The sequence below is a fragment of the Bradyrhizobium sp. LB14.3 genome (assembly GCF_040547985.1).
Lineage (GTDB): Bacteria > Pseudomonadota > Alphaproteobacteria > Rhizobiales > Xanthobacteraceae > Bradyrhizobium.
Window position 1 is genome coordinate 670,385 of record NZ_JBEPQT010000001.1, and the last position, 26,706, is coordinate 697,090.

General features: G+C 62.9%; 24 protein-coding genes. 11 read left to right on the forward strand and 13 right to left on the reverse strand.

Annotation, left to right across the window (positions count from 1 at the left end; all coding sequences use genetic code 11):
• Position 1: 1 nt before the first annotated feature.
• Both ABIB00_RS03085 and ABIB00_RS03090 read right to left on the reverse strand, forming a co-directional pair.
• The gene (locus ABIB00_RS03085; RefSeq protein ID WP_247351664.1) at positions 2-847 is read right to left on the reverse strand and encodes an ABC transporter permease; all 846 of its coding nucleotides are present in this window, start codon (positions 845-847) and stop codon (positions 2-4) included.
• 208 nt (positions 848-1,055) lie between these two features.
• A complete protein-coding gene (locus ABIB00_RS03090) occupies positions 1,056-2,027 on the reverse strand; it encodes an aliphatic sulfonate ABC transporter substrate-binding protein (RefSeq protein ID WP_247442088.1) in 972 nt (323 codons plus the stop codon).
• 188 nt (positions 2,028-2,215) lie between these two features.
• On the opposite strand from ABIB00_RS03090, the gene ABIB00_RS03095 reads away from it, so the two are divergent.
• Complete coding sequence (locus tag ABIB00_RS03095; RefSeq protein WP_247351662.1) at positions 2,216-5,005, forward strand: [protein-PII] uridylyltransferase; 2,790 nt, start codon at positions 2,216-2,218, stop codon at positions 5,003-5,005.
• A gap of 29 nt (positions 5,006-5,034) precedes the next feature.
• Here the strand turns inward: ABIB00_RS03095 and ABIB00_RS03100 are convergent, their stop codons facing one another.
• On the reverse strand, positions 5,035-5,934 hold the full coding sequence (locus tag ABIB00_RS03100; protein ID WP_354103339.1) for a LysR substrate-binding domain-containing protein: 900 nt from the start codon (positions 5,932-5,934) through the stop codon (positions 5,035-5,037).
• Between the two features lie 187 nt (positions 5,935-6,121).
• Here ABIB00_RS03100 and ABIB00_RS03105 point away from each other — a divergent pair, with 187 nt between their 5' ends.
• The gene (locus tag ABIB00_RS03105; protein WP_247351659.1) at positions 6,122-6,490 is read left to right on the forward strand and encodes a nuclear transport factor 2 family protein; all 369 of its coding nucleotides are present in this window, start codon (positions 6,122-6,124) and stop codon (positions 6,488-6,490) included.
• 17 nt (positions 6,491-6,507) lie between these two features.
• Here ABIB00_RS03105 and ABIB00_RS03110 read toward each other — a convergent pair whose 3' ends face one another.
• Positions 6,508-7,038, reverse strand: a complete 531-nt coding sequence (locus ABIB00_RS03110; protein WP_247351658.1) for a methylated-DNA--[protein]-cysteine S-methyltransferase — start codon at positions 7,036-7,038, stop codon at positions 6,508-6,510.
• Positions 7,039-7,136: 98 nt separating this feature from the next.
• Between ABIB00_RS03110 and ABIB00_RS03115 the strand changes: the two genes are divergently transcribed.
• The 3 genes from ABIB00_RS03115 (at position 7,137) to ABIB00_RS03125 (ending at position 10,349) form a co-directional block, all read left to right on the forward strand.
• The gene (locus tag ABIB00_RS03115; protein ID WP_354103412.1) at positions 7,137-7,493 is read left to right on the forward strand and encodes a DUF1304 domain-containing protein; all 357 of its coding nucleotides are present in this window, start codon (positions 7,137-7,139) and stop codon (positions 7,491-7,493) included.
• Positions 7,494-7,642: 149 nt separating this feature from the next.
• Positions 7,643-8,884, forward strand: a complete 1,242-nt coding sequence (locus ABIB00_RS03120) for an ABC transporter substrate-binding protein (protein ID WP_247351656.1) — start codon at positions 7,643-7,645, stop codon at positions 8,882-8,884.
• A gap of 238 nt (positions 8,885-9,122) precedes the next feature.
• Complete coding sequence (locus ABIB00_RS03125; protein WP_354103340.1) at positions 9,123-10,349, forward strand: ABC transporter substrate-binding protein; 1,227 nt, start codon at positions 9,123-9,125, stop codon at positions 10,347-10,349.
• A gap of 120 nt (positions 10,350-10,469) precedes the next feature.
• Here ABIB00_RS03125 and ABIB00_RS03130 read toward each other — a convergent pair whose 3' ends face one another.
• Positions 10,470-10,895, reverse strand: a complete 426-nt coding sequence (locus tag ABIB00_RS03130; protein WP_354053382.1) for a DUF1330 domain-containing protein — start codon at positions 10,893-10,895, stop codon at positions 10,470-10,472.
• Positions 10,896-11,063: 168 nt separating this feature from the next.
• Between ABIB00_RS03130 and ABIB00_RS03135 the strand changes: the two genes are divergently transcribed.
• On the forward strand, positions 11,064-13,277 hold the full coding sequence (locus tag ABIB00_RS03135; protein WP_354103341.1) for a transglycosylase domain-containing protein: 2,214 nt from the start codon (positions 11,064-11,066) through the stop codon (positions 13,275-13,277).
• A 303-nt stretch (positions 13,278-13,580) separates the two neighbouring features.
• Here the strand turns inward: ABIB00_RS03135 and ABIB00_RS03140 are convergent, their stop codons facing one another.
• The 4 genes from ABIB00_RS03140 to ABIB00_RS03155 all read right to left on the reverse strand — a co-directional run bounded on the left by ABIB00_RS03140 (position 13,581) and on the right by ABIB00_RS03155 (position 17,707).
• Positions 13,581-14,420: a M48 family metallopeptidase gene (locus tag ABIB00_RS03140; RefSeq protein WP_247442073.1), complete on the reverse strand. Its 840-nt coding sequence runs from the start codon at positions 14,418-14,420 to the stop codon at positions 13,581-13,583.
• A 217-nt stretch (positions 14,421-14,637) separates the two neighbouring features.
• Entirely contained in the window at positions 14,638-15,966 is a 1,329-nt protein-coding gene (locus tag ABIB00_RS03145; RefSeq protein WP_247351646.1) for a polyhydroxyalkanoate depolymerase, read from the reverse strand.
• Between the two features lie 122 nt (positions 15,967-16,088).
• Positions 16,089-16,907, reverse strand: a complete 819-nt coding sequence (locus ABIB00_RS03150) for an ABC transporter permease (RefSeq protein WP_247351643.1) — start codon at positions 16,905-16,907, stop codon at positions 16,089-16,091.
• Positions 16,904-17,707 carry an ABC transporter ATP-binding protein gene (locus ABIB00_RS03155; RefSeq protein WP_247442071.1) on the reverse strand — a complete coding sequence of 268 codons (804 nt, stop codon included), beginning with the start codon at positions 17,705-17,707 and terminating at the stop codon, positions 16,904-16,906. The genes ABIB00_RS03150 and ABIB00_RS03155 overlap by 4 nt, the downstream gene beginning before the upstream one ends.
• Before the next feature lie 107 nt (positions 17,708-17,814).
• Here ABIB00_RS03155 and ABIB00_RS03160 point away from each other — a divergent pair, with 107 nt between their 5' ends.
• Together ABIB00_RS03160 and ABIB00_RS03165 are read left to right on the forward strand one after the other, a co-directional pair.
• Positions 17,815-19,125 carry an ActS/PrrB/RegB family redox-sensitive histidine kinase gene (locus tag ABIB00_RS03160; protein ID WP_354103342.1) on the forward strand — a complete coding sequence of 437 codons (1,311 nt, stop codon included), beginning with the start codon at positions 17,815-17,817 and terminating at the stop codon, positions 19,123-19,125.
• A gap of 103 nt (positions 19,126-19,228) precedes the next feature.
• A complete protein-coding gene (locus ABIB00_RS03165; RefSeq protein WP_211395226.1) occupies positions 19,229-19,783 on the forward strand; it encodes an ActR/PrrA/RegA family redox response regulator transcription factor in 555 nt (184 codons plus the stop codon).
• 164 nt (positions 19,784-19,947) lie between these two features.
• On the opposite strand, the gene ABIB00_RS03170 is transcribed toward ABIB00_RS03165, so the two are convergent.
• The gene (locus ABIB00_RS03170) at positions 19,948-20,436 is read right to left on the reverse strand and encodes an MmcB family DNA repair protein (protein WP_354103413.1); all 489 of its coding nucleotides are present in this window, start codon (positions 20,434-20,436) and stop codon (positions 19,948-19,950) included.
• Between the two features lie 119 nt (positions 20,437-20,555).
• On the opposite strand from ABIB00_RS03170, the gene ABIB00_RS03175 reads away from it, so the two are divergent.
• Positions 20,556-22,253: an alpha-amylase family protein gene (locus ABIB00_RS03175; protein WP_354103343.1), complete on the forward strand. Its 1,698-nt coding sequence runs from the start codon at positions 20,556-20,558 to the stop codon at positions 22,251-22,253.
• A gap of 14 nt (positions 22,254-22,267) precedes the next feature.
• On the opposite strand, the gene ABIB00_RS03180 is transcribed toward ABIB00_RS03175, so the two are convergent.
• On the reverse strand, positions 22,268-23,866 hold the full coding sequence (locus ABIB00_RS03180) for an alpha-amylase family glycosyl hydrolase (protein ID WP_354103344.1): 1,599 nt from the start codon (positions 23,864-23,866) through the stop codon (positions 22,268-22,270).
• Positions 23,867-24,038: 172 nt separating this feature from the next.
• Here ABIB00_RS03180 and ABIB00_RS03185 point away from each other — a divergent pair, with 172 nt between their 5' ends.
• Complete coding sequence (locus ABIB00_RS03185) at positions 24,039-24,707, forward strand: MBL fold metallo-hydrolase (protein ID WP_354103345.1); 669 nt, start codon at positions 24,039-24,041, stop codon at positions 24,705-24,707.
• Between the two features lie 4 nt (positions 24,708-24,711).
• On the opposite strand, the gene ABIB00_RS03190 is transcribed toward ABIB00_RS03185, so the two are convergent.
• The gene (locus tag ABIB00_RS03190) at positions 24,712-25,092 is read right to left on the reverse strand and encodes a winged helix-turn-helix transcriptional regulator (RefSeq protein ID WP_247442059.1); all 381 of its coding nucleotides are present in this window, start codon (positions 25,090-25,092) and stop codon (positions 24,712-24,714) included.
• Between the two features lie 131 nt (positions 25,093-25,223).
• On the opposite strand from ABIB00_RS03190, the gene ABIB00_RS03195 reads away from it, so the two are divergent.
• Entirely contained in the window at positions 25,224-25,526 is a 303-nt protein-coding gene (locus tag ABIB00_RS03195) for a hypothetical protein (RefSeq protein WP_247351628.1), read from the forward strand.
• Position 25,527: 1 nt separating this feature from the next.
• Here the strand turns inward: ABIB00_RS03195 and ABIB00_RS03200 are convergent, their stop codons facing one another.
• Positions 25,528-26,706, reverse strand: a complete 1,179-nt coding sequence (locus tag ABIB00_RS03200; protein WP_354103346.1) for an extracellular catalytic domain type 1 short-chain-length polyhydroxyalkanoate depolymerase — start codon at positions 26,704-26,706, stop codon at positions 25,528-25,530.

The following is a 26,706-nucleotide window of genomic DNA, read 5'->3' on the forward strand; positions in this document are numbered from 1 at the left end:
GTTACGCTCCCTTCGTGCGGCCGAAGGCATCCTGCCAGCGCAGGAAGGGCGCGGCCGCGACCTCGATCAGCCAATCCGTGAGCTTGCCGAGGATCGCGAAGATCACGATGGCGGCGAGGATCTGCGCGGGCTTGCCAAGCTGCTGGCCGTCGAGCAGGAGATAGCCGAGGCCTTCGGAGGCGCCGATCAACTCGGCCGCCACCACGAACATCCAGCCCAGGCCGAGACCGACGCGCAAGGACACGATATAGGCCGGCAGCACCGCGGGCAGCAGAATGCGGCGGATCATGGCGGGGCCGGAGAGACGGAAGGTGCGGCCGACCTCGACGATTTTTCGATCGACGATGAGGATCGCGCCCATCACGCCGAGATAGACCGGGAAGAACACGCCGACCGCGATCAGCACGATCTTCGAAGTCTCGAAGATGCCGAGCCAAAGGATGAACAGCGGCACCCAGGCCAGCGAGGGGATCGCGCGCAGCGCCTGAACGGTCGGATCGAGCAGCCGGCGCGCCAGCGACCAATACCCGGAGATAGCCCCGAGCAGCGTGCCCGCGACCACGCCGAACGCAAAGCCAAGACCGACGCGCCACAGCGTCGCGGCGATGTGACGGATCAGCTCGCCGGAGCGGGCGAGATCAGCGATGGTGGCAAAGACGCGCGAGGGGGGCGGCACCAGCCGGCCGTTGGACCAGCCAAACCAGACCACAAGTTCCCAGCCGAGCGCGAGGATCAGCGGCAACAACACACCCAGCATCGGCCGTGCATAACGCAAGATGCGCGACGGCGCGGCGGCGCTCTCGGCCGGTTCCGAGGTTTGTTGCAGGGCTGGCGCGTCGGAGATCATGGCCGTAGGAAGCGCGTCTGGTCGGGGAAAGCAACACTACTATTGCCGCGCCCTCCGCTGCTTTTCCCTTCTCTCCTTGCCGGAGAAGGTGGCGCGAAGTGCCGGACGAGCGGTTCTTTCCGCTCGCAACACTGATCGTGAGGAAGGAGACCCTCACCCGCCTCGCTTCGCGAGGCACCCTCCCCACAAGGGGGAGGGAAAGAGCATCTCAATTCGTCGGCAGCGGGATCTGGTCGTCGATCAGCGCGTCCAGCGTCGCCTTCACGTCGACCTTGGAGTCGACGACGCCGGCCTGTTGCAGGGCGAGGCCCGCGGCGAGGATCGACTCGCGCTGCGGCGCGCCGATGCGGCTGTGGGTGAGCTCGGTGCGCTCCTTGAGCTGCTTGTCGACGACAGGCTCCGGCAGCTTGGTCACGGCGATGAAGGTCTTCTTCAGCTCGTCGTAATTGGCCAGCGAATATTTGCGCGCCTCTTCGTACACCGCGAGCACGCGGCGGGCGGCATCCGGATAGTCCTTCAAGAACTGCTCGCGCACATTGAGGATGCCCCAGGTATTGGCGTCGGCGTTGCGGTAGAACAGTTTTGCGCCCTCCTCGACTTCGGCCTGCGCCATCATCGGATCGAGCCCGGCCCACGCATCGACGTCGCCGCGGATCAGCGCGGTCTTGCCGTCAGCATGCTGGAGCAGCACCGGCGTGATGTCTTTTTCGGTGAGGCCTGCGCCAAGCAGCGCGCGCACCAGGAAGATGTGCGGATCTGTACCGCGCGTCACCGCGACACGTTTGCCCTTGAGGTCCGTAACGGTTGCTATCTTGGAATCCTTTGATGTCACCAGCGCCGTCCATTCGGGACGCGAATAGACGTAGATCGATTTGATCGGGTTGCCGTTGATGCGGGCGACCAGCGCCGCCGAGCCGGCGGTCGAGCCGAAATCGATCGAGCCGGCATTGAGGAATTCGAGCGCCTTGTTCGAGCCCGCCGACTGCACCCAGGTGACGGTGATGCCGTCCTTGGCGAACTCCTTCTCCAGGAGGCCCTTCTGCTTCAGGACCATCGACACGGGATTATAGGTCGCCCAGTCGATACGGATTTCCTTGAGCGGATCCGCCGCCCGCGCCGCGGGGCTCACAGCAAGAGCCACCGCTCCGGCCAACAGTATGCGTCGTGTAATCCCAGTCATGCCCAGCCTCCTCCAAAACTTCATTGTTTTTCAATGAGTTATATCTAGAGGTCAACGAGAAAATCCGCCCCTTGAAAGTGCGCCGGCCGAGAACAGTTTTGCCCAAAGTCGTACCTTTCCAGCATGGAACGACTATTGCCAGAGAATGGCGGGTGACAGCGCCTGCGGCCTCTTATATCCGGTGAGACATGGACAGCGTCGCAACTGAGCACAAGGCCGAGGTGGACGATCGCTTCGACACCGCGCGGATCACCGCCGCGGTCGATGCGCTCGCCGAGAGACACCAGGGACGTGAGGACGCATTCCGCACGGCCATGGCGCAACTGCTCAAGGCCGAGCTGATCTCGGCGCGCGCCGCGGCACAAACGATCTTGCTGAAGGACCGGCACGGCCGGCGCTGCGCCGAGCGGCTGTGCCACGTGCAGGACGAGATCATCCGCATCCTGTATTCGGCCGCGACCCGCCACCTCTACCGCTCGCCGATCCCAAGCGGCGCCGAGCGCATGGCAGTGGTGGCGACCGGGGGCTATGGCCGCGGCCTGATGGCCCCCGAGTCCGACATCGATCTCTTGTTCATCCTGCCCTACAAGCAGACAGCCTGGGGCGAGCAGGTCGCCGAAGCCATCCTCTACTGCCTGTGGGACATGGGGCTGAAGGTCGGTCACGCCACGCGCTCGGTCGACGAGTCGATCCGGCAGGCGCGTGGCGACATGACCATCCGCACCGCGATCCTGGAGACGCGCTTCCTGACCGGCGACAAGCCGCTCTATGAAGAACTGGTCGCCCGCTTCGACAAGGAAGTCGTTCAAGGCACCGCGTCCGAATTCGTCACCGCAAAGCTCGCCGAGCGCGAGGAGCGGCATCGCCGCGGCGGCCAGTCGCGCTATCTGGTCGAGCCCAACGTCAAGGACGGCAAGGGCGCACTCCGCGACCTGCACACGCTGTTCTGGATCGCCAAATACGTCTACCGCGTGCGCGACACCAACGAGCTGGTCGAGCGCGGCGTATTCGACGCGCAGGAATACCGCACCTTCCGCCGCTGCGCCGACTTCCTCTGGTCGGTACGCTGCAACCTGCATTTCTATTCGGGACGGCCAGAGGAGCGGCTGTCGTTCGATCTCCAGCGCGAGATCGCGGTCCGGCTCGGCTATACCTCGCATCCCGGCATGCAGGATGTCGAACGCTTCATGAAGCACTACTTCCTGGTCGCCAAGGAAGTCGGCAATCTCACCGCCATCCTCTGCGCCAAGCTCGAGGACCAGCAGGCCAAGCCCGCGCCGGTGCTGAGCCGGATGATGGCGCGGCTGCGCCCCACTCCGGTGAAGCGGCGCGTGCCTGACAGCGACGACTTCATCGTCGACAACAACCGCATCAACGTTGCCGCGCCCGACGTGTTCAAGCACGATCCGGTCAATTTGATCCGCATCTTCCGCCTGGCGCAGAAGAACAACCTCGCCTTCCATCCGGACGCGATGCGCGACGTGACGCGCTCGCTCGGCCTGATCAACGCGCAGATGCGCGAGAATCCCGAAGCCAACCGGCTGTTCATGGAGATCCTGACGTCCGACAACGCGGAGATCGTGCTGCGGCGGATGAACGAGACCGGCGTGCTCGGCCATTTCATCCGCGCCTTCGGTAAGATCGTCTCGATGATGCAGTTCAACATGTATCATCACTACACCGTCGATGAACATCTGATCCGCTGCGTCGGCTTCCTCCAGGACATCGAGCGCGGCGGCCTCGACGAATTCACGCTTGCAAGCGACCTGATGCGCAAGATCCGGCCTGAGCACCGGGCCGTGATCTATATCGTGACGCTGCTGCACGACATCGCCAAGGGCCGGCCCGAGGATCACTCGATCGCCGGCGCCAAGGTGGCGCGACGGCTGTGCCCGCGGCTCGGCTTCAGCGCGGCCGACACCGAGCTGGTGGCCTGGCTGATCGAGGAGCATCTGACGATGTCGACGGTCGCGCAGTCGCGCGACCTCTCCGACCGCAAGACCATCGAGAATTTCGCCGCCGTGGTGCAGTCGGTCGAGCAGATGAAGCTGCTGACGATCCTGACCACCGCCGATATCCGCGGCGTCGGTCCGGGCGTGTGGAACGGCTGGAAGGCGCAGCTGCTGCGCTCGCTATACTACGAGACCGAGCCGGTGCTGACCGGCGGCTTCTCGGAAGTCGACCGGGGAAAACGCCTCTCGGCCGCCTACGCCGAATTCCGCATGGCCTTTGCCGAGTGGCCGGCGGAGGAGCTCGATGCCTATATCGGCCGGCACTATCCAGCCTATTGGCTCAAGGTCGAGCTGCCGCGAAAAATCCGCCACGCCCGCTTCGTCCGCTCTAGCGAGCAGGCCGGCCACAAGCTCGCGATCAATGTCGGCTTTGACGAGGTGCGCGGCGTCACAGAGCTGACGATCTTCGCCGCCGACCATCCCTGGCTGCTCTCGATCATCGCCGGCGCGTGCGCCTCGGCCGGCGCCAACATCGTCGATGCCCAGATCTACACCACGACCGACGGCCGCGCGCTCGATACCATCTCGATCTCGCGGGAATACGACCGCGACGAGGACGAGGGGCGCCGCGCGACCCGCATCGGCGAGATGATCGAGGACGTGCTGGAAGGCAAGCTGCGCCTGCCGGAAGTGGTGGCGCGGCGCACCGTGCGCAGCAAGGCGCGCCCATTCGTGGTCGAGCCGGAAGTGACCATCAACAACCAATGGTCCGACCGCTACACGGTGATCGAGATGTCAGGCCTCGACCGTCCCGGCCTGCTCTATGAGCTGACCACCGCGATCTCGAAGCTCAATCTCAACATTGCGTCTGCCCATGTCGCGACCTTCGGCGAGCGTGCCCGCGACGTGTTCTACGTCACCGACCTCCTGGGCGCACAGATCAGCGCGCCGACACGCCAGGCCGCGATCAAGAGCGCGCTGATCCACGTGATGGCCGGCGACAAGGCGGCTCAGCCCGCGGCTTGACTTTCCCAAACGGACTCTGAGCCTTTCCATCATCGCGCCGCCTTTTGTTCAGAGAGTCGTAGCGCGTTCACCAGTGCAGACAGCGCGACTGGTTGATGCTGACGACTGGGGTAATACATGAAGAAGCCGGGAATTGGCGGCGTCCAATCCTCCAGCACGCGAACAAGGCGGCGCTTCGCAACATACTCGGCGACCTGATCTTCATAGGCGAGCCCGACACCAACTCCAGCGAGCGCCGCCTGAATCACCAGATGAGTATCGTCAATGATGAGCGGGCCGCTGACGTTGATCGTGACCGACTTTCGTCCCTGCTCAAACTCCCATCGATACGGACCGCCCGCAAGACGCAGGGTAATGCACCGATGATCGTTGAGATCCTTTGGCTTTTTGGGGATGTGTCGTGAAGCGAAATAGCGTGGCGACCCGACTACCGCCAATCGCAGTTCGGGCGTGACACGAACCGCGATCATGTCCTTTTGAATGTACTCGCCAAGCTGAATACCGGCATCGAACTCGCCTGCAACAAGGTCCACGGGGCCAGTGACGGTGACAACGTCCAGAACGATGTCAGGGTAGGCCTCAGCGAAAGCTCTGAGCCGCGGTAACAATACCATCACGGCAGCTGATCGTGACATTACGATTCGAAGGCGACCTTCGGGTCGGCGCCGAACGCTTCGGGCTTTGTCGAGGGCATGACGAATTTGCTCAAGTGCCGGAGACAAGCCTTCCAGAAGAGCCGCCCCCGCAGCGGTTGGTGCAACGCTCTTGGTTGTTCGAGCGAGCAGCTGCAGCTCAAGCCGCTGCTCAAGCCTCCTTATTGTGTGGCTCAAGGCAGACTGAGACACACCTAGCTTTATCGCAGCGCGTGTGAAGCTTCGTTCACCGGCCACGATTGCAAACGCAGCGAGTTCGTTCATTTCGTTGGTCATCACTTATGAATATCGCTCACAAGCCCATGCCGTACAAGGCATCTAGTCTCATAAGCTACCCTGCCGTAGCTTGAGCGAGCAAGAAGACGAACTGCAGTACTTTTCCGCACATGAGGGTTGGTTGACGCTCGGCGCAGTTGGCCGAGCCGCACGAATGAGTTCGGTGTAAAAGCCTTGAGGATGACAAATGGATATGGACGTTCCCGCCCTGCGCTCCCTTGCGCAGACCTATTTCGATGCTGCCTATGAAATGGATGCCGAGAAATTTGCATCCATATTTCACCCCTCGAGTTCAGTGACGAAGGTCGCCGAGGACGGCAACGTGGGCGTGACACCGATTGCGACCTGGCTGGCAGCGGTTCGCAACATGAAAGCTCCGAAGCAACAGGGCTTCGAGCGAGATGATCAGATCCTGTCAATCGATGTTGAAAGGGAGCTCGCGCTCTTGAAGGTGAAATTTCAGATTCCGCCGCGTTCCTTCACGGACCTGTTGTCATGCTTAAAGGTGAACGGCACCTGGAAAATCGCGCAGAAAGTGATGACGTCGAAAATCTGATGGATTTGGTTGCACTCTCAGACCTCCACCCCCTCGTGCCGCAGCAGCCAGCGCTTGCGCTCGAGGCCGCCGCCATACTTCACCAGCGAACCATTTGCGCCGATCAGGCGATGACACGGCAGCACAACGCTGATCGGGTTGGAGCCGTTGGCATGGCCGACGGCGCGAATGGCTTTGGGCATGTCGATCCCGGCGGCGAGCGCGCCGTAACTCATCGTGGTGCCGGCAGGAATGTTCGCAAGCGCGTTCCAGACCTTCTGCTGGAACGGCGTGCCGGCGACGCGCCATGCGATGCCTGAGAGCTGGCCGAAATCGCCTTCGAAATAGCCCGTCAGTGCAGTCCGCATCTCCGGCGGCGCAGGCTGGTCACTCAGCTCCACCGCACCGTAATGCAGGCGCAACAGGTCGCGCATGCGGTGCTCGTAGTCTTCCCAGTCGAGCGCGCGCAAGGCGCCCGCGGCGTCGGTGACCAGCAGGGCGATCCCGATCGGCGTCGCCAGACGATCGAGGCCGAAGCTTACAGACAGTGTGGTCGGTCGCGCGGGCATTTGCGGCACCATTGCATCGAAACACGCCATCGCACTTGCCACGCCGGCCGTGCTAACGTCCACCCGAAAGCTGACGCTTGGGGGAGCTCAACTTGATCCTGATCGCGAATATTCTGGTGGCGCTGGTTGCCGCACTGCACGCTTACTTCCTGATTTTGGAGATGTTTCTCTGGGACAAGCCGCAAGGCTTGAAGGTCTTCCGCAACACGCCGGAGAAGGCAGCGATCACAAAGGTGCTGGCTGCGAACCAGGGGCTCTATAACGGTTTCCTGGCCGCCGGCCTGGTCTGGGGTCTGGTGCACGGCAATTCGGCTTTCGCGTTCCAGATCAAGGCGTTCTTCCTGCTCTGCGTGATCCTGGCCGGCGCTTATGGCGCGGCGACCGTCAGCACGCGCATCCTCATGGTGCAGGCGCTGCCGGCCGCGATCGCGCTGGTGGCGCTGTTCCTCGCCTAAAGCCCGCTGGCCTGAGACGCTTCGGCACAGCGCCGCGATCCTTGCGCGGCGGCGAACGTTCCTCCACAATCTTCGGCAGCGATGGCGACCGTTGCAATCAACGGAAAAAGACCATCGGCCGAAAATTCCGTCAGGAGGAACGACCCGATATGACCAATCGCAGAGCCCTCATAACGACCACGGCCGCGCTCGCCTTCGCGTTCTCCGTCAGCCAGGCCTTCGTAAGTCAGGCCCACGCCCAGAAGAAATACGACACGGGCGCGACCGATACCGAAATCAAGATCGGCCAGACCGTGCCGTTCTCCGGCGCCTATTCCGTCTACGCCAATATCGGCAAGACCCAGGCCGCCTATTTCAAGATGATCAACGATCAGGGCGGCATCAACGGCCGCAAGATTAATCTGATCCAGTATGACGACGCCTATTCGCCGCCGAAGACCGTCGAGCAGGTGCGCAAGCTCGTCGAAGGCGACGAGGTGCTCTTTACCTTCCAGATCATCGGCACCGCGGCGAACGCCGCCGTGCAAAAATATCTCAACGGCAAGAAGATCCCGCAGCTGCTGGCCTCCACCGGCGCCGCGCGCTTCAACGATCCCCAGAACTATCCCTGGACCATCGCCTACAATCCCAACTACGTGTCCGAGGGACGCATCTACGCAAAGTACATTCTCAAGGAGCATCCGAATGCCAAGATCGGCGTGCTCTACCAGAACGACGACATGGGCCGCGACTATCTTGCGGGCCTGAAGAGCGGGCTCGGCGACAAGGCCGCCGGCATGATCATCGGCGAGGTGTCCTACGAGGTAACCGACCCGACCGTGGACTCCCAAGTGGTCAAGCTGAAATCGCTGGGCGCCGACCTCTTGTACGATGCCTCGACACCGAAGTTCGCGGCGCAGGCCATCAAGAAGGTCGCCGAGCTTGGCTGGACGCCGGTGCATATTCTCGACATCAACGCGAGCCCGATCTCGGCGACGTTGAAGCCGGCCGGCCTCGACATCTCGAAGGGCATCATCTCGACCCAATACGGCAAGGAGCCCAGCGATCCGCAGTGGAAGGACGATCCGGGCGTGAAGGCATTCTTCGCCTTCATGGACAAGTATTTCCCTGAAGGCGACAAGCTCAACACCGTCAACACCTACGCCTATTCGGTGGCCGAACTGCTGACGCAAGTGCTGAAGCAGTGCGGCGACGACCTGTCACGCGAGAACGTCATGAGGCAGGTCGCCAACATCAAGGACTTCACGCCCAGCTTCGCGCTGCCCGGCATCAAGATCAACACCGGGCCGAACGACTACCGCGTCAACAAGCAGATGCAGATGATGAAGTTCAACGGCGAACGCTGGGAGCTGTTCGGACCGATCATCGAGGACAACGGCACGGCGGGTTAGATCGACTCGTCGCTTAGGCGACAGCACACGCTCTCTCGCTCCCTCCCCCCTTGCGGCGCCCCGCAAGGGGAGGGAGCGCTGCGGAGTGCGCAGATAAATTGGTGCGCATACTTTAGCGCCCCTACGAACTGCTGGCGCGGCCCACCTTGCGTTGCAGCAACGCCTCATCCACACTCGCCCTCAGCGGTGACATCCAGCAGGATCGATCACCTGCAATAACAAACCGAGGAAATTGCGAATGAGGAACGGAATTCTGCATCTGGCCACAGCAACGGCGCTGACTTTGGCGCTGTCGGTCTCTGGGGCCAATGCCCAGAAAAAATATGATCCGGGCGCCAGTGACACCGAGATCAAGGTGGGCCAGACGATGCCGTTTTCGGGACCGGCGTCGGCCTATTCGTCGATCGGCAAGACCCAGGCTGCCTATTTCAAGATGATCAACGACCAGGGCGGCATCAACGGCCGCAAGATCAATCTGATCCAGTATGACGACGCCTATTCGCCGCCGAAAGCCGTGGAGCAGATTCGCAAGCTCGTCGAAAGCGACGAGGTGCTCCTGACCTTCCAGATCATCGGCACGCCCGTGAACGCAGCCGTGCAGAAATATCTCAATTCCAAGAAGGTGCCGCAACTGTTCGCGGCGACCGGCGCCTCGAGGTTCACCGATCCGAAGAACTTTCCCTGGACGATGGGCTACAATCCAAACTACTTCGTCGAAGGCCGCATTTACGGACAGTACATCCTGAAGGAATATCCGAACGCCAAGATCGGCGTGCTCTATCAGAACGACGACCTCGGCAAGGACTATCTGAACGGCATCAAGGCCGGCCTTGGCGACAAGGCCGCCAAGATGATTGTGACCGAAGCGTCCTACGAAGTTTCCGATCCCACGGTCGACTCGCAGGTCCTCAAGATCAAGGACGCCGGCGCCGACCTGTTCTTCAGCGCCACCACGCCCAAGCAGGCGGCGCAGGCGATCAAGAAGATCGCCGAGATGGGCTGGCATCCGGTGCAGATCGTTGACATCAACGCCACTTCGGTCGGCGCGGTGCTGAAGCCGGCCGGCCTCGATGCCGCCAAGGGCCTGATCAGCGTCAACTACGGCAAGGAACCGCTCGACCCGAAATGGAAGGACGATTCCGGCATGAAGAAGTATTTCGACTTCATGGCCAAGTACTATCCGGACGGCGACAAGGACTCGAACTTCAATACCTACGGCTACGGCACCGCTCAGCTGCTGGTCCATGTGCTGAAGCAGTGCGGTGACGATCTGACGCGCGAGAACGTCATGAAGCAAGCCGCTTCACTGAAGGACGTCACCAGCGACATCGCGCTGCCGGGCATCAAGGCCAACACCTCGGCCACCGACTACCGCGTCAACAAGCAGCTTCAGATGATGAAGTTCAACGGCGAGCGCTGGGAACTGTTCGGACCGATCCTGGAGGATGCGGGTCCGGCGGGTTAGTTCTCGGCTGGAATTGCTTCAACCTCCCGGCCATCCACCTTCTTGGAGCAAGCAGGTAAGGCGTGGATGGCCGGGCCAAGCCCGGCCACGACGCTGGGGAAGGAAGTCCGCCCACGCCACTCAGGTCGGTATCTCGCCAAAATTCTTTCCCACCGGAAGCACCGCGTGCCGAATGAGCCGTGAATCCTCCACCGCGGCCTGCCTGTGCTTCACCGCTTCGCGATAGACGGGATCGCGGATCATCTCGACGAAGGCTGAGACGCTCGGATACTCCGCGATGAAGCAATGGTCCCAGCGCTCGGCCTCGGGGCCGATCAGCATCAGTTCGAATTTGCCCTGCCAGATAATGCGGCCACCGAGGCGCTCGAACACCGGGCCGCTTTCGCGGCCATAGGCCGCATAGGCTTCCGCGCCGCTCGCTTTGCGGGCATCCGGATAGGCCGCCTCTTTGCGCAAGCGCACCAGGTTCAGCATGTGGATCGGGCCGGGGCGGTCATTGTCCCGGAATTGCGCGAAAATCTCCTTGGTTGGATCGATGTGGCCCATCTGAGCTCCCTCTTGTTTCAAGCCGACGATCCTAGCTCTGCCGCCCAACCAGCGGAACTGCGGCCAGCGAATGCCGCACCTCCTAATCACGCGTTAACGTCCGGGTAACCGGGCCTTAAACAGCGGCCGCTAGCGTGCGGCGGGGCGGGCTGACCGGGCGTTTTGCGTATGGGGTTGGGAAAGAAAAAGGGTGGGCGGAAGGAGCCGTTGTTCGGCTTGCCCGCGGCGCTCGCCGACCTGCGCCTGACCGCAGCGGACCGCGTCCCCGGCGGCGATGACAAGTCGAAGAGATCAACGAAATCATCCGCCAAGCGCAAGAGCGACGATACCGGCGACGAGTCGCCGCGCGAGCGGAAGGCCCCGGCCGGCCGCGGCAGTGCCAAGCGGCGATCGAAGTCGCGCATCGGCGCTGGTCTCGGCCGCCTGGTCTATTGGGGCGCGGTGCTGGGCCTGTGGGGCGCGATCGCCGTGGTCGGCGTCGTGATCTATGTCGGCGCCCATCTGCCGCCGATCCAGTCGCTGGAAATCCCCAAGCGGCCGCCGACGATCCAGATCGTCGGCATCGACGGCAGCATGCTGGCGCAGCGCGGCGAGATGGCCGGTGCCAACGTCTCGCTGAAGGATCTGCCGCAATATCTGCCCAAGGCGTTCATCGCCATCGAGGACCGCCGCTTCTACTCGCATTTCGGCATTGATCCCGTAGGCATCCTGCGCGCGCTCGTCACCAACGTCATGCATCGCGGCGTGTCGCAGGGCGGCTCGACGCTGACGCAGCAACTGGCGAAAAACCTGTTCCTGACCCAGGAGCGCACCATGCAGCGCAAACTGCAGGAAGCGGAGCTCGCGATCTGGCTGGAGCGCAAGCATTCCAAGAACGAGATCTTGGAGCTCTATCTCAACCGCGTCTATTTCGGCTCCGGCGCCTATGGCGTCGAGGCCGCCGCGCAGCGATATTTCGGCAAGTCGGCCAAGAACGTCACCGTCGCGGAAGCCGCGATGCTGGCAGGCCTCGTCAAATCGCCATCGCGGCTCGCGCCGAACCGCAACCCCGAGGGCGCGGAAGCGCGCGCGAAAATCGTGCTCACGGCGATGGCGGATGCCAAATTCATCACCGATGCGCAGGCGCAGGCTTCGATCGGCCATCCCTCCTACAATGTGAAGCCGGTCGGCGCCGGCACGGTCAATTACGTCGCCGACTGGATCGGCGAGGTGCTGGACGATCTGGTCGGCCAGATCGACGAGAGCATCAAGGTCGAGACCACGATCGACCCAAAGCTTCAGAGCGTGGCCGAAGCCGCCATCATCGACGAGCTCGCGGCCAAGAGCGTGAAGTTCAATGTCAGCCAGGGCGCGCTGGTGGCGATGACGCCTGACGGCGCCGTGCGCGCCATGGTTGGCGGGCGGAACTATTCCGAGAGCCAGTACAACCGCGCGGTCACCGCCAAGCGGCAGCCGGGCTCCTCGTTCAAGCCGTTCGTGTACCTCACCGCGCTCGAGCAGGGGCTGACGCCCGACACGGTCCGCCAGGACGCACCGATCGAGGTCAAGGGCTGGAGACCTGAGAACTACACGCATGAATATTTCGGCGCGGTGACGCTGACGCAGGCGCTCGCGATGTCACTCAACACGGTCGCCATCCGCCTCGGCCTCGAGGTCGGGCCGAAGAACGTGGTGCGCACCGCGCACCGGCTCGGCATCTCCTCGAAACTTGAGCCCAACGCCTCGATCGCACTCGGCACCTCCGAGGTCTCGGTGGTCGAGCTGGTCGGCGCCTATGCGCCATTCGCCAATGGCGGCCTGGCGGTGACGCCGCATGTCGTCACGCGGATCAGGACGCTCGGTGGCAAGCTGCTCTACATGCGCCAGACGGACGAGCGTAGTCAGGTCATCGACCCCCGCTATGTCGGCATGATGAACTCGATGATGCGGGAAACGCTGATCAGCGGCACCGCCAAGAAAGCAGAAATCCCGGGCTGGCCGGCAGCAGGCAAGACCGGCACCAGCCAGGATTACCGCGACGCCTGGTTCATCGGCTACACCGCCAACCTCGTCACCGGCGTATGGCTGGGCAATGACGACAACTCGCCGACCAAGAAGGCGACCGGCGGCGGCCTGCCGGTGGAAGTCTGGTCGCGCTTCATGAAGACGGCGCATGAGGGCGTGCCGGTGGCAGCCTTGCCGAATTCGCAAGCGACCTGGGGCTTGTCGAACCTCGCGCAGGCGACGTCGCAGGTGTCGCCGCCAACAGCGGCAGCGCCCGCACCGGCACAGGCCAGCAACGGCAGCTATCGCCCGCCCCCCACACGCGCCAATGCGCGGCCGGAAGCAGCCGCAGGGCTCGACGGCTGGCTGATGGACCGATTGTTCGGCGGCAATCGGTAGCCTCGGCCTGAGGTCCTTGTGACCTCAAAACAAAAACTGCGAAAACAACCCCATGCACAGTAGCCGGCCATGTCCGGCGCGATGGGCGGTGGATGATGCGAAGGCTTTGATGCGGCGGGGAAAATCGAGCGCGCGGCGCGCGCCGTCGCTGCGTGGGGCGAGAGTCGCTTAAAACGCGCTGAGATCATCGCATTCTCAACTGTCATTCCCCGCGAAGGCGGGGAATCCAGTGCGCCACGGCTTCTCTATTCGATAACAACTTTCTCGGAGTAATGGGTCGCCCGGTCAAGCCACAGCGTGCCCTCAATCCTCGACCCCATACCGATGCAGATCATTGCCGTACGTATCGAGCCACTTCTTGGCGCGCTCCATCGACGGGCAAGCCTTTCCGCAGACGCGCCAGAATCGCGCCGAGTGGTTCATCTCGACGAGATGGGCGACCTCGTGGGCGGCGAGATAGTCGAGCACGTAGGGCGGCGCCAGGATCAGGCGCCAGGAGAACGACAGCGAGCCGGCCGAGGTGCAGGAACCCCAGCGACTCGATTGATCGCGGATCGAGAGCCGCTTCACCTTGACGCCGAGCTCGACGGCATAGGCTTCCGACGAGCGCTGAAGATCGCGGCGCGCCTCCCGCTTGAGGAAGTCGCTGACGCGGCGATCGGCATGCTCGGCGCCACCGGCGACGCAGAGAATGCGTTCACCGCTATCGCGCACTTCTGCCCACACCGTACCGCGCGTGCCGGCGCGATGAACGATGCGGTGGGGCACGCCCCGAAGCGGTATCACTGTGCCAGGCTGGAACGGCGCGGCCTTCGGCAAACGGCCGAGACGTGCCGCGATCCACGCGCCGTGCCGCTGCGCAAAGTCTTTTGCTTCGGCGAGCGTGCCACGCGGCGGCATGGTGAGGATGGCTTCGCGATCGCTCGGATGAATTCTGAGCGTGTAACGGCGCGCGCGGCGGTGCCGTCGCAGCCGAATCGCAAAAAATTGCGACCCATGGGTGATCAGGAGGGTCTTCGGTTCGTGGGGCCGCCGATAGAGGAGTGCGCGAGTGGCCATGTCTGTCAGTCCGGGGGGCAGGAGGGCGCCCGGATTCTGCCATAACCGCCGCCAGGGAAAGCGCTCGGCGCAAAAACAAATCATTTGCCCAATATACAGCGGTCTGGCGTCCGGGAGACCCTACAGACTGGGGTTGGAACCGGCTTTTTTCGCCCCCGCTGGACGCATGCGGCACCCCCAAGGGGTGAGGTTGGACTCACTCCTAGAAAGCTACCTGAATACCGCGAATCTGGAGGTTGCCTGCCCCCGTCGGAACCTCCGACAGGGCCTGAATTTTCGACGGGAAAGCCGAAAAACGCGTTTATTCGGCCGCGAGAGCCTGCAACGAGCTCGGATTCGCCGCCGACACCATGAAGTCATGGATGCGCGGCACGATTTCCGACTTGAAGCGCGAGCCGTTGAACACGCCGTAATGTCCGACGCCCTTCTGGACGTAATGAACGCGGCGATCATCGGGGATCGAGCTGCACAATGTGTGCGTTGCTTCGGTCTGACCGATCCCGGAGATGTCGTCGTTCTCACCTTCGACCGTCATCAACGCGACGCGCGTGACCTTGGAGGGATCGACGCGTGTTCCACGATGGGTCATCTCGCCTTTCGGCAGCGAGTGCTTCACGAACACGGTATCGACGGTCTGCAGGTAATACTCGGCGGAGAGGTCCATCACCGCGAGATATTCGTCGTAGAAATCGCGATGCTTGTCGACGAGGTCGCCGTCGCCCTTCACCAGATTGGCGAACAAGCGCTTGTGGGCGTCCATGTGCCGGTCGAGGTTCATGCTGATGAAGCCGTTGAGCTGCAGGAAGCCCGGATAGACGTCGCGCATCATGCCCGGATGGGGGAACGGCACCTTGGTGATGACGGTGTTGCGGAACCAGTCGATGCCGCGCTCCTGGGCGAGATTGTTCACGCCGGTCGGATTGCGGCGGGTGTCGATCGGGCCGCCCATCAGCGTCATGGACGTCGGCACGAAAGGATCGCGCCGTGCTTCCATGATCGAGACTGCGGCGACGACGGGAACGGAAGGCTGGCACACGGCCAGCACATGCGTGTTGCCGCCGAGGACATGCAGCATCTCGATGACGTAATCGATGTAGTCGTCAAGATCGAAGCGGCCGTCGCTGAGCGGCACCATGCGGGCGTCGGCCCAGTCGGTGATGTAGACCTCATGCGCCGGCAGGAACGCCTCGACCGTGCCGCGCAAGAGCGTCGCATAGTGGCCGGACATCGGCGCTACGATCAGCACGCGCGGCTGCGGGCTGCGCAAGGGACGCGCGAACTTGCGATCGAAGTAGAGCAGGCGGCAGAACGGCTTTTCCCAGACCGGGCGGACCTCGACGGGGACACGGATGCCGTTGACCTCGGTGTCGTCGAGACCCCATTCCGGCTTGCCGTAGCGGCGCGTGGTGCGTTCGAACAATTCGCAGGCCGCGGCAACCGACTTGCCGACCTCGGTGCGCGCCCATGGATTGAGGGGATTCTGAAACAGCAGCTTGGTCGCGTCGGTGACCGCACGCGCCGGATTGAGAGAGGCCTGCGCCATCTCGTACATCCAGTACATCGGCGTCGTCAGGACCGGACTGCCTTCGGCCGCCAAGGGCGGCGCGCCGCCAAACTCACCAATAGGCATCGCTATATTCCTCTTCGCATCGCAGCATACTGCCGAATGCGTAATATTGCGTCAATGCATGGTTCCGTACATCTACGTGGCCGACGCGCCCAAACCATGCTGAATCCACCGATAAAGTGACGTCACTCGCCGCCCGACAGCAGCGAACCCTGCTTTCGGGCGCTGCGCAAAAGGGCAAGGAATGCCCCAAAAGATGCAACCAGCAGCACTACGTTGATGGCTAACGCACTCAACATCAGATCGGTCCTGAAGGTGTTTTCGATCAGCAGCGCGCGCATTCCTTCGAACACGTAGGTCGGCGGCAACGCCCAGGCGACATATTGCAGCCAGACCGGCAGCACGCTGACGGGATAGTAGACGCAGGCGAGCGGCATGATCGCGAACATCAAGGTCCAGACGATGCTCTCGGCGCCAAGGCCGTTTCGCAGCACCAGGCCGGAGACGAAGATGCCAACCGACCAGCTCGTGAAGATCAGGTTGCAGAAGAACGCGATCAGCGGCACGCCGAGCGCATAAACGTTGAAGTGAAACAGGAACAGCGCGAGCAGCGTCATCGGGATGACGCCGATCGCGAGCCGGATCAGGCTCATGATCATCAGCGACAGCAGAAACTCGATCGGCTTCAGCGGGCTCATCATGAGATTGCCGAGGTTGCGGGCCCACATCTCTTCCAGGAACGAGATGGAAAAGCCGAGCTGCCCGCGAAACAGGATGTCCCAGAGGATGACGGCGCCGATCAGCGTGCCGCCGGCACGCGCGAAGAAATTGGCATTCTGGGCGATGTAGAGCTGAAGAAAGCCCCAGGTGATCACTTGTAGCGCCGGCCAGTAGAGCAGCTCGAGCAGCCGCGGCCAGGACGACATCAAGAGATACCAATAGCGCAGGATCATCGCGCCGATGCGGTGCATGGAGATGCCGCGATGGAGGGAAATCTCGCTCATCGCGCCGCCTCCTTCGCGCCGTTCACCCGGCCACGCGCGACGTCCAGAAACACCTCTTCCAGCGTGGTGCGGTTGTAGCGGGCCATGATGGCTTCGGGCGTATCATCGTCCTCGATACGGCCGCGCTTCATGATGATGACACGGTCGCAGAGCCGCTCGACCTCGAGCATGTTGTGTGAGGCCAGGAGGATGGTGGCGTTGTTCGCCTTGCGATAGCGCTCCAGATGACCCCGGACCCAATCGGCCGTGTCAGGATCGAGCGAGGCGGTTGGCTCGTCCAGCAACAGCAGCTCGGGATGGTTGATCAGCGCCTTGGCGAGCGCGACGCGGGTCTTTTGCCCGGCGGAGAGCTTGCCGTTGGCGCGGTCGATGAAATCGGTGAGATCGAGATCGTCGGCGAGCTCAGTGATGCGACCGGCCAGGTTCTCCACCGCATAGAGCCTGCCGAACACGGTGAGGTTCTGACGCACCGTGAGCCGCATCGGCATGTCGACATAGGGGCTCTCGAAATTCATCCGCCCCAGCACGGAAGCGCTCTCCTCCGGCATCCGATGCCCGAGCACCTGCACACGGCCGGAGGTCGGCAGCACGAGACCCATGATCGTCGCAATGGTCGTGGTCTTGCCAGCACCGTTGCCGCCCAAAAGGCCGGTGATGCTGCCGCGCGGAAGCGAAAACGAGATATCGTCGACGGCACGGGTCTGCTTGTAGACCTTGACGAGGTGATCGACCGCGATGGCCGCGGATGAGCTGCGATCCGCGACAGTCGGCCGACTTGAAGCCTTGTCATTCTCGGTCATGCTGGGCGTTCTTCTGCTATTGCTGCGGAGAGCGCAAGGCTTGTAATCCCGGGTGGTTCCGCGAGCTCTGCGTTTGTGATCGAGAAGGCACCGCAAAATTGGCCGACATGACTGAAATTGCCGCTTCCGACTTCCGCCCCTCGCAGCGGCATATCCGCCTGGACACGATCCTGCGGCTGCGCTGGCTCGCGGTGCTCGGCCAGCTCGCTGCGATTTTCATCGTGGCGCAAGGGCTGGAATTCGACGTCGAGATCGTCCCCTGCGTCAGTATCATCGCCCTGTCGGCGGCGCTCAATCTGGCGCTCCAGACCGTGTCCAATCCGCTGCAGCGGCTGGAGCCGATGCAGGCGGCCGGACTGCTCGCGCTCAACATCGTGGAGCTGGCGGGTCTGTTATTCTTCACCGGCGGACTCCAGAACCCGTTCTCGTTCCTGTTCCTCGCGCCCGTGCTGATCTCGGCCACCGCGCTGCCGGCCCGCTTCACCTTCGGCCTCGGCGTACTGGCTGTCGCCTGCGCCTCGGTCCTGGTCTTCTTCCATCTGCCGCTGCCCTGGGATTCCGATGATCCGCTGGTGCTGCCGCCGATCTATCTCGTCGGCGTCTGGCTCTCGATCGTGCTCGCGATCGGCGTCACCAGCCTCTACTCGTTCCAGGTCACCGAAGAGGCTCGGAAACTTGCGGATGCGCTGGCGGCGACCGAGCTGGTGTTGACGCGCGAGCAGCATCTGACCCAGCTCGACGGCCTGGCGGCGGCCGCAGCGCACGAACTCGGCACGCCGCTCGCGACGATCTTCCTGATCTCGCGCGAGCTGGAAAAGACGGTGAAGGATGCGAGTTTTGCCGCCGACCTGAAGACACTGCGCGAGCAGACGCAGCGTTGCCGCGACATATTGAGCAAGATCACCCAGCTCTCCGCCGAAGGCGCGCCGTTCGACCGCATGAAGCTGTCGGAGCTGATCGAGGAGGTGGTGGCGCCGCACCGCGATTTCGGCGTCGATATCAAGGTGCGTATCGCGGTCGCCATCGTGGCCGAGCCGGTCGGTTCGCGCAATCCGGCGATCCTCTACGGCGTCGGCAACATCGTCGAGAACGCGGTCGATTTCGCCCGCACCACGGTCGAGGTCAACGCGTGGTGGAACAACGACATGATCGAGATCGTGATCTCCGACGACGGCCCCGGTATTCCGCCCGACATCCTGAAACGGATCGGCGAGCCTTATTTGTCGCGGCGACGCACCCGGGATGAAGGCGGCGGGCTGGGATTGGGCGTGTTCATCGCACGCACCTTGCTCGAACGCACCGGCGCCAAGGTCTCGTTTACCAACCGAACCTTTCCGGACCATGGCGCAGTGGTCCAGATCACGTGGCCGCGAGAGCGTTTTGAGGCTATCGAGACCTTCGAAGAAACAATAGGATAGCCCGCGACCTTGCGTCGCACAGCACGGCCGATCGACTATTGGCGGCCTTGGCACCGCCCGATTGCGACGCCATATGTAGACGCGCTGGAGAGAGGACAAAACCTTGAACGCCATCGCCGAATTGAACGAACAGACCGACCGCTCGCTTCTCATCGTGGAGGACGACAAGCCGTTTTTGGAGCGGCTGTCGCGCGCGATGGAAACGCGTGGGTTTGCGGTGACGTCATGCGACACCGTCTCGGACGGTCTGGCGCAGATCGGCAAGGCGGCTCCCGCATTCGCCGTGGTGGATCTGCGGCTCGGCGACGGCAACGGTCTTGACGTGGTTTCGGCGCTCAAGAAGAAGCGCCCCGACGCCCGTGCAATCGTGCTGACCGGCTATGGCAACATCGCCACCGCCGTGACCGCGGTGAAGATGGGCGCGATCGATTATCTCTCCAAGCCCGCGGATGCCGACGACGTCGTCGCCGCGCTGCTGTCGACCGGCTCGGACAAATCCGAATTGCCGGCGAACCCGATGTCCGCCGACCGCGTGCGCTGGGAACACATCCAGCGCATCTATGAGATGTGCAACCGCAACGTCTCGGAAACGGCACGGCGGCTGAACATGCACCGGCGCACGTTGCAGCGGATTCTAGCGAAGCGCGCGCCGCGATAATACTCACGGCTACCGTGCCCCGGACGCAGCGCAGCACGAAGTGATGCGCTGTTGAGCCGGGGCCTCATTCTTTTTAGAGAGCTAGAAGCCCCGCCTGTCTTCTGGGTCCCGGCGCTGCGCAGCAACGCCAACGCGTTGCAGCGCGTCCGGGACACGAGAGCCCGCTACTCCCAAAAATCCGCATGCCCCTGCGGATCGACCAGCCGGTTGATCCGCAAGGCCGCCGCCATGCCAAATCGCACCGTCATCTGCTTGCGCGTGGCCGCAGCGAGCTTGTGCTCGGGCGCCTCGCACTGCATGTGCGCGCCATAGGCATCCGCGACGATCAGGCCGGTGTCTTGCGGAAATATCCCGCAAGGCAAATCCTGCGTGAAGGCGAAGAACAGCCGGTCGCAATGGGCGCGGTATTCGTGCCATTTCTGATCGGCGCGCAGATCCTCCACTGACGATTTGATCTCGACGATCCAGATCTCGCCGCGCTCGTTCAGCGCGACGAGATCGGCGCGCCGCCCCGACGGTAGCGGCAATTCGCTGATGCAGGTGAAGCCGAGCGAGCGCAGCAACCGCGCCGTACCGCGCGCAATCGCCAGCGCCGTCTCGGACTGACGGCGGTCCGGCGGCGGCACGAGGGCAATGCGGGCGGTGTGGTCCATGGAGGAAGGATAGCCGATTCCACCTCCCATGTCGTTCCCGGCGAAAGGCGGAACCTGACCTCGTCTTAGCACTTATCACGCAGCCGCCGCACCTCGGCGGAACATCGAGGCTGCGGCGCATGATCGACGATCTCTGGTACAAGAACGGCGTGTTCTATTGCTTGTCCGTCGGCACCTATATGGATGCCAACGGCGACGGCATCGGCGATTTCAAGGGACTGCTGCGTCGGCTCGATTATCTGCACGGGCTCGGCATCACCACGATCTGGCTGATGCCGTTCCAGACCTCGCCTGGCCGCGACGACGGCTACGACATCGCCGACTATTACAGCGTCGATTCCCGTTACGGCACGCTGGGCGAGTTCGTCGAATTCGCCCATGGCTGCAAGCAGCGCGGCATCCGCATCATCATCGACCTCGTGGTCAACCACACATCGGACCAGCATCACTGGTTCAAGGAAGCCCGGCGCGACAAGAATTCGCCCTATCGCGACTGGTATGTGTGGTCCGACAAGAAGCCCGCAAATGCCAACACGGGCATGGTGTTTCCCGGCGTGCAGAAATCGACATGGACGCGCGACAAGGAAGCCGGCGCGTATTACTTTCATCGCTTCTACGATTTTCAGCCCGATCTCAACACCTCGAACCCGCACGTGCAGGCCGAGATCCTCAAGATCATGGGCTTCTGGATCCAGCTCGGCGTCTCAGGCTTCCGCATGGATGCGGTGCCCTTCGTGATCGCGACCAAGGGCGCAAAGGTGAGGAAGCCGATCGAGCAGTACGACATGCTGCGCGCATTCCGCGAATTCCTGCAATGGCGGCAAGGCGATGCCATCATCCTCGCCGAGGCCAACGTACTACCCGAAACCGACATGGAATATTTCGGCCGCGATGGCGACCGCATGCACATGATGTTCAACTTCCACGTCAACCAGCATCTGTTCTATGCGCTGGCGTCCGGTGACTCCCGTCCGCTGGCGAAATCGCTCAAGGCGACCAAGCCGCGGCCGGCCGCGGCGCAATGGGGCCTGTTCCTGCGCAATCACGACGAGCTCGATTTGGGGCGGCTGACCAAGGCGCAGCGCGACATCGTGTTCAGGAAATTTGGCCCCGACAAGGATATGCAGCTCTACGACCGCGGCATCCGCCGTCGCATGGCGCCGATGCTGGGCGGCGACCGCAGGCGGCTCGAGCTCGCCTACAGCCTGATGTGCACGCTGCCGGGGACGCCCGTGATCCGTTATGGCGACGAGATTGCAATGGGCGACGATCTTTCATTGCCGGAGCGCAATTGCGCGCGCACGCCGATGCAATGGTCGACCGAGCCCCAGGGCGGCTTCACCGAGAGCGAGAAGCCGGCATGCCCCGTCATCGACAAGGGCCCCTACGGCTACCCGCATGTCAACGTCGCGAAACAGCGACGAGATCCCAACTCGATGCTGAACTGGACCGAGCGCATCGTCCGCATGCGCAAGGAGGTGCCGGAGATCGGCTGGGGCGATTTCGCGATCATTGCGACGCGCGATCCCGCCGTGTTCATCATGCGCTATGACTGGCGCAACAATTCCGTGCTGTTCGTGCACAATCTCGACGAGAAGCCGCGCGAGATCGCATTTTCCGTGGCGCTTCCTGATGATGCCGGCGAGCACCTGATCAATCTGCTTGCGGAAGACCACAGCCACGCCGACAAACGCGGCCAGCACCGCATCGTGCTGGAGCCGTATGGATATCGCTGGTACCGCGTCGGCGGATTGGATTATCTGTTGAAGCGGAGCGATATCGACGAAACGGCGCGGGGGATTAAACATCCGGGGTAGATGGCGCCGCACAGTTAGGACGCTGCGATGATCACACCCTCATTGCCCCGCAGATCCAGCACGCCCTCCAGCTTCTCCCCCTCGCGATCCAGAAACGTCGACAGCAGAATCTCACTGTCAAACTTTAGCGCGCTGGTAGTCACGGCAATCGGCTCAGGGCCGAGATTGAGCACGACTATGACCGCCCTGCCCTCGGCTTCGCGGCGATAGACCAGCAGATCGCCTTGCGCCGCGATCGGATGATAGTCGCCAGCGATCAGCGGCGGAGATGCCTTCCGTAACGCGATCAGGCGCTTGTAGAGCGCGAGGATCGAACGCGAATCGGCTTCGAGATTGACGACGTTTTCGTGGATGTGATCCTCCGGCAACGGCAGCCACGGCCTGACGTCGGAGAAGCCGGCGAAACCGGATGAATCCCACTGCATCGGTGTGCGGCAGCCGTCGCGGCCGACACCGATACCGGGCACGTTCTTCTCGAAGGGGTCGCGCACATCCTCGGGGGCGATCGCGAGCTGATGCATGCCGATCTCGTCGCCGTAATAGAGCGTCGGTGTGCCGCGCAGCGTCAGCAGCAGCATGGCGGCGACGCGGGCCTGCACCTCGCCGATGCGGCTTGCGACGCGCGGGCGATCGTGATTGCCGAGCACCCAGTTCGGCCAGGCGCCCTTCGGCAGCGCCTTCTCGTAATCCCCGACGATCTTCTCGATCGAGCGCGCGCTCCAGAACGTCGAGAGCAGCGCGAAATTGAACGGCATCTGCGCGCCGGTGAGGTCGTTGCCGTAATAGGCCATCAGCCGGTGCAGCGGCAGATAGATCTCACCGATCAGCACGCGCGCATCATGCGCATCGGTGACACGCCGCATCTCTGCGATGACGTCGTGCACCTCCGGCTGGTCGGTGGAATATTGCGTGAGGATCCTTTCGTTCGGCGGCCGGCCCTCGACATAATGCGGGTTCTGCGGATTGTCGCGGAAATCGGCGTCCTTGATCAGGTGCCAGATCACGTCGACCCGAAAGCCGTCGACGCCCTTCTCGAGCCAGAACCGCATCACGTCGTAGATCGCCCCGCGGACGTCAGGATTGCGCCAGTTGAGGTCGGGCTGCTGTGCGAGGAAGGCGTGGTAATAGTATTGTCCCGTCGTCCCGTCGAACTGCCACGCACTGCCGCCGAACTCGGACAGCCAATTGTTCGGCATCCCGCCACCGCCTGCCGGATCACGCCAGATGTACCAGTCGCGTTTGGGATTATCGCGCGAGGACCGGCTCTCGACGAACCAGGGATGCTGGTCCGAGGTGTGGTTCGGCACGAGGTCGAGGATCAGCTTGAGGCCGTTGTCATGCGCGGCCGCGAGCACCGCATCAAAGTCCTCCATCGTGCCGAACAGCGGCTCGATGCCGGTATAGTCGCAGATGTCGTAGCCGAAATCAGCCATCGGCGAGGGGAAGATCGGCGACAGCCAGATCGCGTCGACGCCGAGCGATTTCACGTAAGGCAGCCGCCGGAGGATTCCAGCGAGATCGCCGACACCGTCGCCGTCGGAGTCCTGAAACGAGCGCGGGTAGATCTGATAGAAGATGCCGTCGCGCCACCAATTGCTGCCACCCTGAGCCATGCGGGAAACCACCTGAAATCTTGAGTCTCGCGCAGGAGAACGCGAGAGCAGCGCCCCGGTTCAAAACAGCAGGCGAATTGGGACCGCCGTGTGACGGCAGCTGCCCCTGTTCCCCGGCCAGGGCACGAATCTTTTGCTTGGCGGCATGGCAAAAATCGGCATTGTGAGCCCCATGAGCGAGCAACATGAGACACAAGCCAAGGCCGGCGCGATCATCGTTCCCGTGACGCTGTTCGAGCAGAATTGCACCATCATCTGGGACGAGCCTTCCAAGAAGGCCGTGGTGATCGATCCCGGCGGCGACGTGCCGAAGATCCTGGACGCCATCAAGCAGACCGGCGTCACCGTGGAGAAGATCTGGCTAACCCACGGCCATATCGACCATGTCGGCGGCGCGGCCGAATTGCGCGATGCGCTGAAGGTACCGATCGAGGGCCCGCATGTCGCGGACAAATTCCTGCTCGACAACGTGGTCGAAAGCGGCGCCCGCTTCGGCATGACAGGGGGACGCAATTTCGAGCCGGACCGCTGGCTCGACGAGGGCGACACCGTCGCGATCGGCGGTCTCACGTTCGACATCTATCATTGCCCCGGTCACTCGCCCGGCAGCGTGGTGTTCTTCAACAAGGACATGCGCTTCGCCCACGTCGGCGACGTCCTGTTCGCGGGCTCGGTCGGACGCACCGATTTGCCCGGCGGCAGTCACGCGACGTTGATCGACTCGATCAGGACCAAGCTGCTGCCGCTGGGCGACGATGTCGGCTTCATCTGCGGCCACGGCGCCGGCTCGAGCATCGGCCAGGAGCGGATGACCAATCCGTTCATCACTGGCGAGATGTAAGGGCCTATTCTGCGGCGTCTGCTAGCGCTGCGAGCTCACTGAGGTTACGGTCGCCCCAATCGCGGATCGCGGCGACCACCGGCACAAAACTCTTTCCCTTGCGTGTCAGGCGATACTCGACCTTCGGCGGCACCTCGCCAAAATCCTTGCGGTCGATCAGGCCGCTTTCGGTCAGCGCCTTCAACTCGCGGCTGAGCACGCGCGGCGTGATCTCGGCGCTGCCTTCCGTGCCGCGCAGCAATCCGCTCCTGATCTCGCCATAGCGGCGCGGGCCGTCCTTGAGGTCCCAGACGATGCGCAGCTTGTACTTGCCGCTGATCATTTTCTGAAAGGCCGCGACCGGACAGGCCCGCGCCGGGTTCGGCTTTGCACTTTCCTTGGCCATGTCGTCTCCTCCATCTTCGAGAAGACGATAGGAGCAGCGCCGAAAAAGTCCATACTATCAATTTTGTCCATACTTGCAGGATCGGTACCAGCGCGCAGATGATGACGCACAAGACGAACAGGGAGCGTCACATGAAGCACTTCATGATCCGGTACGAATTCAAGAACGGCACGACGGAGGCCTGGCACCAGGAGGTCGGCCGCTTCATCAAGGCGATCGACGGCGATCCGGAGTTGAAAGGACGGATCGGCTATCGTGTCCTCAAAAATCGCGACGACGGCAGCTATTTTCATCTCGCCAGCGTCACGGATGATGCCGCGCAAAAAGCGCTGCAATCGCGCGACTTCTTCAAGGCCTATCAGGAGATGACGCGCAAGGTCGCCGGCGGCGAGGTGACGGTAACGCCGATCGAATGGATCGGCGCGACCGCCTGAGTTATTTCATCAATCCCGCAGCCGTGAGCGCACGCGTGATGATCTGGCCGAGATCCAAGCCGCGGACCTCCTCGCGCTTCGGCTCGGCCAGCTCTTCGGCGACCGCAGCGCGGATCGAGCGGGCCAGATGCGGCGCGGATGTCAGCGGCGGCTTCGACGGGGCGGCGGGCTTCGCCTCCGCCGTCTTCGCGGCATCCGCAATCCAGCCGGTCAGGCCGAAGAATTTTGCGATGTGGTAGGATGAGGAGATGCCGGCCTCGATCAGGAACGCGCCTTCCACACCGTAGCGGTGATCGTTGTCGGCGATGCCGAGCGGCGTGCCGTGCGCCATCTCGGTGATAGCGTAGGACTCGACGAGGGTCTCGCCGTCCTTATTCCACCAGGCCTGGCGCGGATAACCGTCGACATTGGTCTCCGCCATCGGCAATTCAGGCAGATCGTGCAGGTCGAGCCATTGCTTGACGATCTCGTTGGCATTGCCGGGATTGACGGTGCGGTCGGCGCTGCCGTGCCAAACCGACATCTTCGGCCACGGACCGCGATGATTGGAGGCCCGCCGGACCAGATCGCCGAGCTCGCGCGCGGGCCGCGCCGGGGAATGAAACATGCCGTCCAGCGCCTCGCGCAGGTTCGTCGCGATGCCGTAGGGAAGTCCCGCGATGACCGCACCAGCCGCGAAGACTTCCGGATAGGTCGCGAGCATCACCGACGTCATGCCGCCGCCGGCGGACAGGCCCGTGATGAAGATGCGCCGGGGATCGAGGCGATGCGTTTCGGTCATGTGCGCGATCATCTCGCGAACCGAACGCGGCTCGCCGCTATCGCGCGCGGTATCCTCCGGACTGAACCAGTTGAAGCAGGTGTTGCCGTTGTTGGCGCGCTGCTGCTCGGGCATCAGCAGTGCAAAGCCGTAGTGCTCGGCGAGCGTCGACCAGCCGGCACCGAGGTCGTAGCTTGCCGCCGTCTGGCCGCAGCCGTGCAGCACGACGACGAGCGCGCGCGGCTTCTGCAACTGCGCCGGCACGAACGAGAACATGCGCAGATTGCCGGGATTGTCGCCGAAGCTCGTCACCTCTTGCAGCGGACTGGACGTATCGGCACTCCGGCCGAATTCGGCGAAGCGCAATCCGTCCAGCTTTGGCAGACGTCTCAAGAGATCGACATTTCTGGTTAACGACAC

Bases quoted from the DNA above. Each gene is read 5' to 3' on its own strand.
- ABIB00_RS03085 (WP_247351664.1), bottom strand. From the start codon at position 847: ATGATCTCCGACGCGCCAGCCCTGCAACAAACCTCGGAACCGGCCGAG.
- ABIB00_RS03090 (WP_247442088.1), bottom strand. From the start codon at position 2,027: ATGACTGGGATTACACGACGCATACTGTTGGCCGGAGCGGTGGCTCTT.
- ABIB00_RS03095 (WP_247351662.1), top strand. From the start codon at position 2,216: ATGGACAGCGTCGCAACTGAGCACAAGGCCGAGGTGGACGATCGCTTC.
- ABIB00_RS03100 (WP_354103339.1), bottom strand. From the start codon at position 5,934: ATGACCAACGAAATGAACGAACTCGCTGCGTTTGCAATCGTGGCCGGT.
- ABIB00_RS03105 (WP_247351659.1), top strand. From the start codon at position 6,122: ATGGATATGGACGTTCCCGCCCTGCGCTCCCTTGCGCAGACCTATTTC.
- ABIB00_RS03110 (WP_247351658.1), bottom strand. From the start codon at position 7,038: ATGCCCGCGCGACCGACCACACTGTCTGTAAGCTTCGGCCTCGATCGT.
- ABIB00_RS03120 (WP_247351656.1), top strand. From the start codon at position 7,643: ATGACCAATCGCAGAGCCCTCATAACGACCACGGCCGCGCTCGCCTTC.
- ABIB00_RS03125 (WP_354103340.1), top strand. From the start codon at position 9,123: ATGAGGAACGGAATTCTGCATCTGGCCACAGCAACGGCGCTGACTTTG.
- ABIB00_RS03130 (WP_354053382.1), bottom strand. From the start codon at position 10,895: ATGGGCCACATCGATCCAACCAAGGAGATTTTCGCGCAATTCCGGGAC.
- ABIB00_RS03135 (WP_354103341.1), top strand. From the start codon at position 11,064: ATGGGGTTGGGAAAGAAAAAGGGTGGGCGGAAGGAGCCGTTGTTCGGC.
- ABIB00_RS03140 (WP_247442073.1), bottom strand. From the start codon at position 14,420: ATGATTTGTTTTTGCGCCGAGCGCTTTCCCTGGCGGCGGTTATGGCAG.
- ABIB00_RS03145 (WP_247351646.1), bottom strand. From the start codon at position 15,966: ATGCCTATTGGTGAGTTTGGCGGCGCGCCGCCCTTGGCGGCCGAAGGC.
- ABIB00_RS03150 (WP_247351643.1), bottom strand. From the start codon at position 16,907: ATGAGCGAGATTTCCCTCCATCGCGGCATCTCCATGCACCGCATCGGC.
- ABIB00_RS03155 (WP_247442071.1), bottom strand. From the start codon at position 17,707: ATGACCGAGAATGACAAGGCTTCAAGTCGGCCGACTGTCGCGGATCGC.
- ABIB00_RS03160 (WP_354103342.1), top strand. From the start codon at position 17,815: ATGACTGAAATTGCCGCTTCCGACTTCCGCCCCTCGCAGCGGCATATC.
- ABIB00_RS03170 (WP_354103413.1), bottom strand. From the start codon at position 20,436: ATGGACCACACCGCCCGCATTGCCCTCGTGCCGCCGCCGGACCGCCGT.
- ABIB00_RS03175 (WP_354103343.1), top strand. From the start codon at position 20,556: ATGATCGACGATCTCTGGTACAAGAACGGCGTGTTCTATTGCTTGTCC.
- ABIB00_RS03180 (WP_354103344.1), bottom strand. From the start codon at position 23,866: ATGGCTCAGGGTGGCAGCAATTGGTGGCGCGACGGCATCTTCTATCAG.
- ABIB00_RS03185 (WP_354103345.1), top strand. From the start codon at position 24,039: ATGAGCGAGCAACATGAGACACAAGCCAAGGCCGGCGCGATCATCGTT.
- ABIB00_RS03190 (WP_247442059.1), bottom strand. From the start codon at position 25,092: ATGGCCAAGGAAAGTGCAAAGCCGAACCCGGCGCGGGCCTGTCCGGTC.
- ABIB00_RS03195 (WP_247351628.1), top strand. From the start codon at position 25,224: ATGAAGCACTTCATGATCCGGTACGAATTCAAGAACGGCACGACGGAG.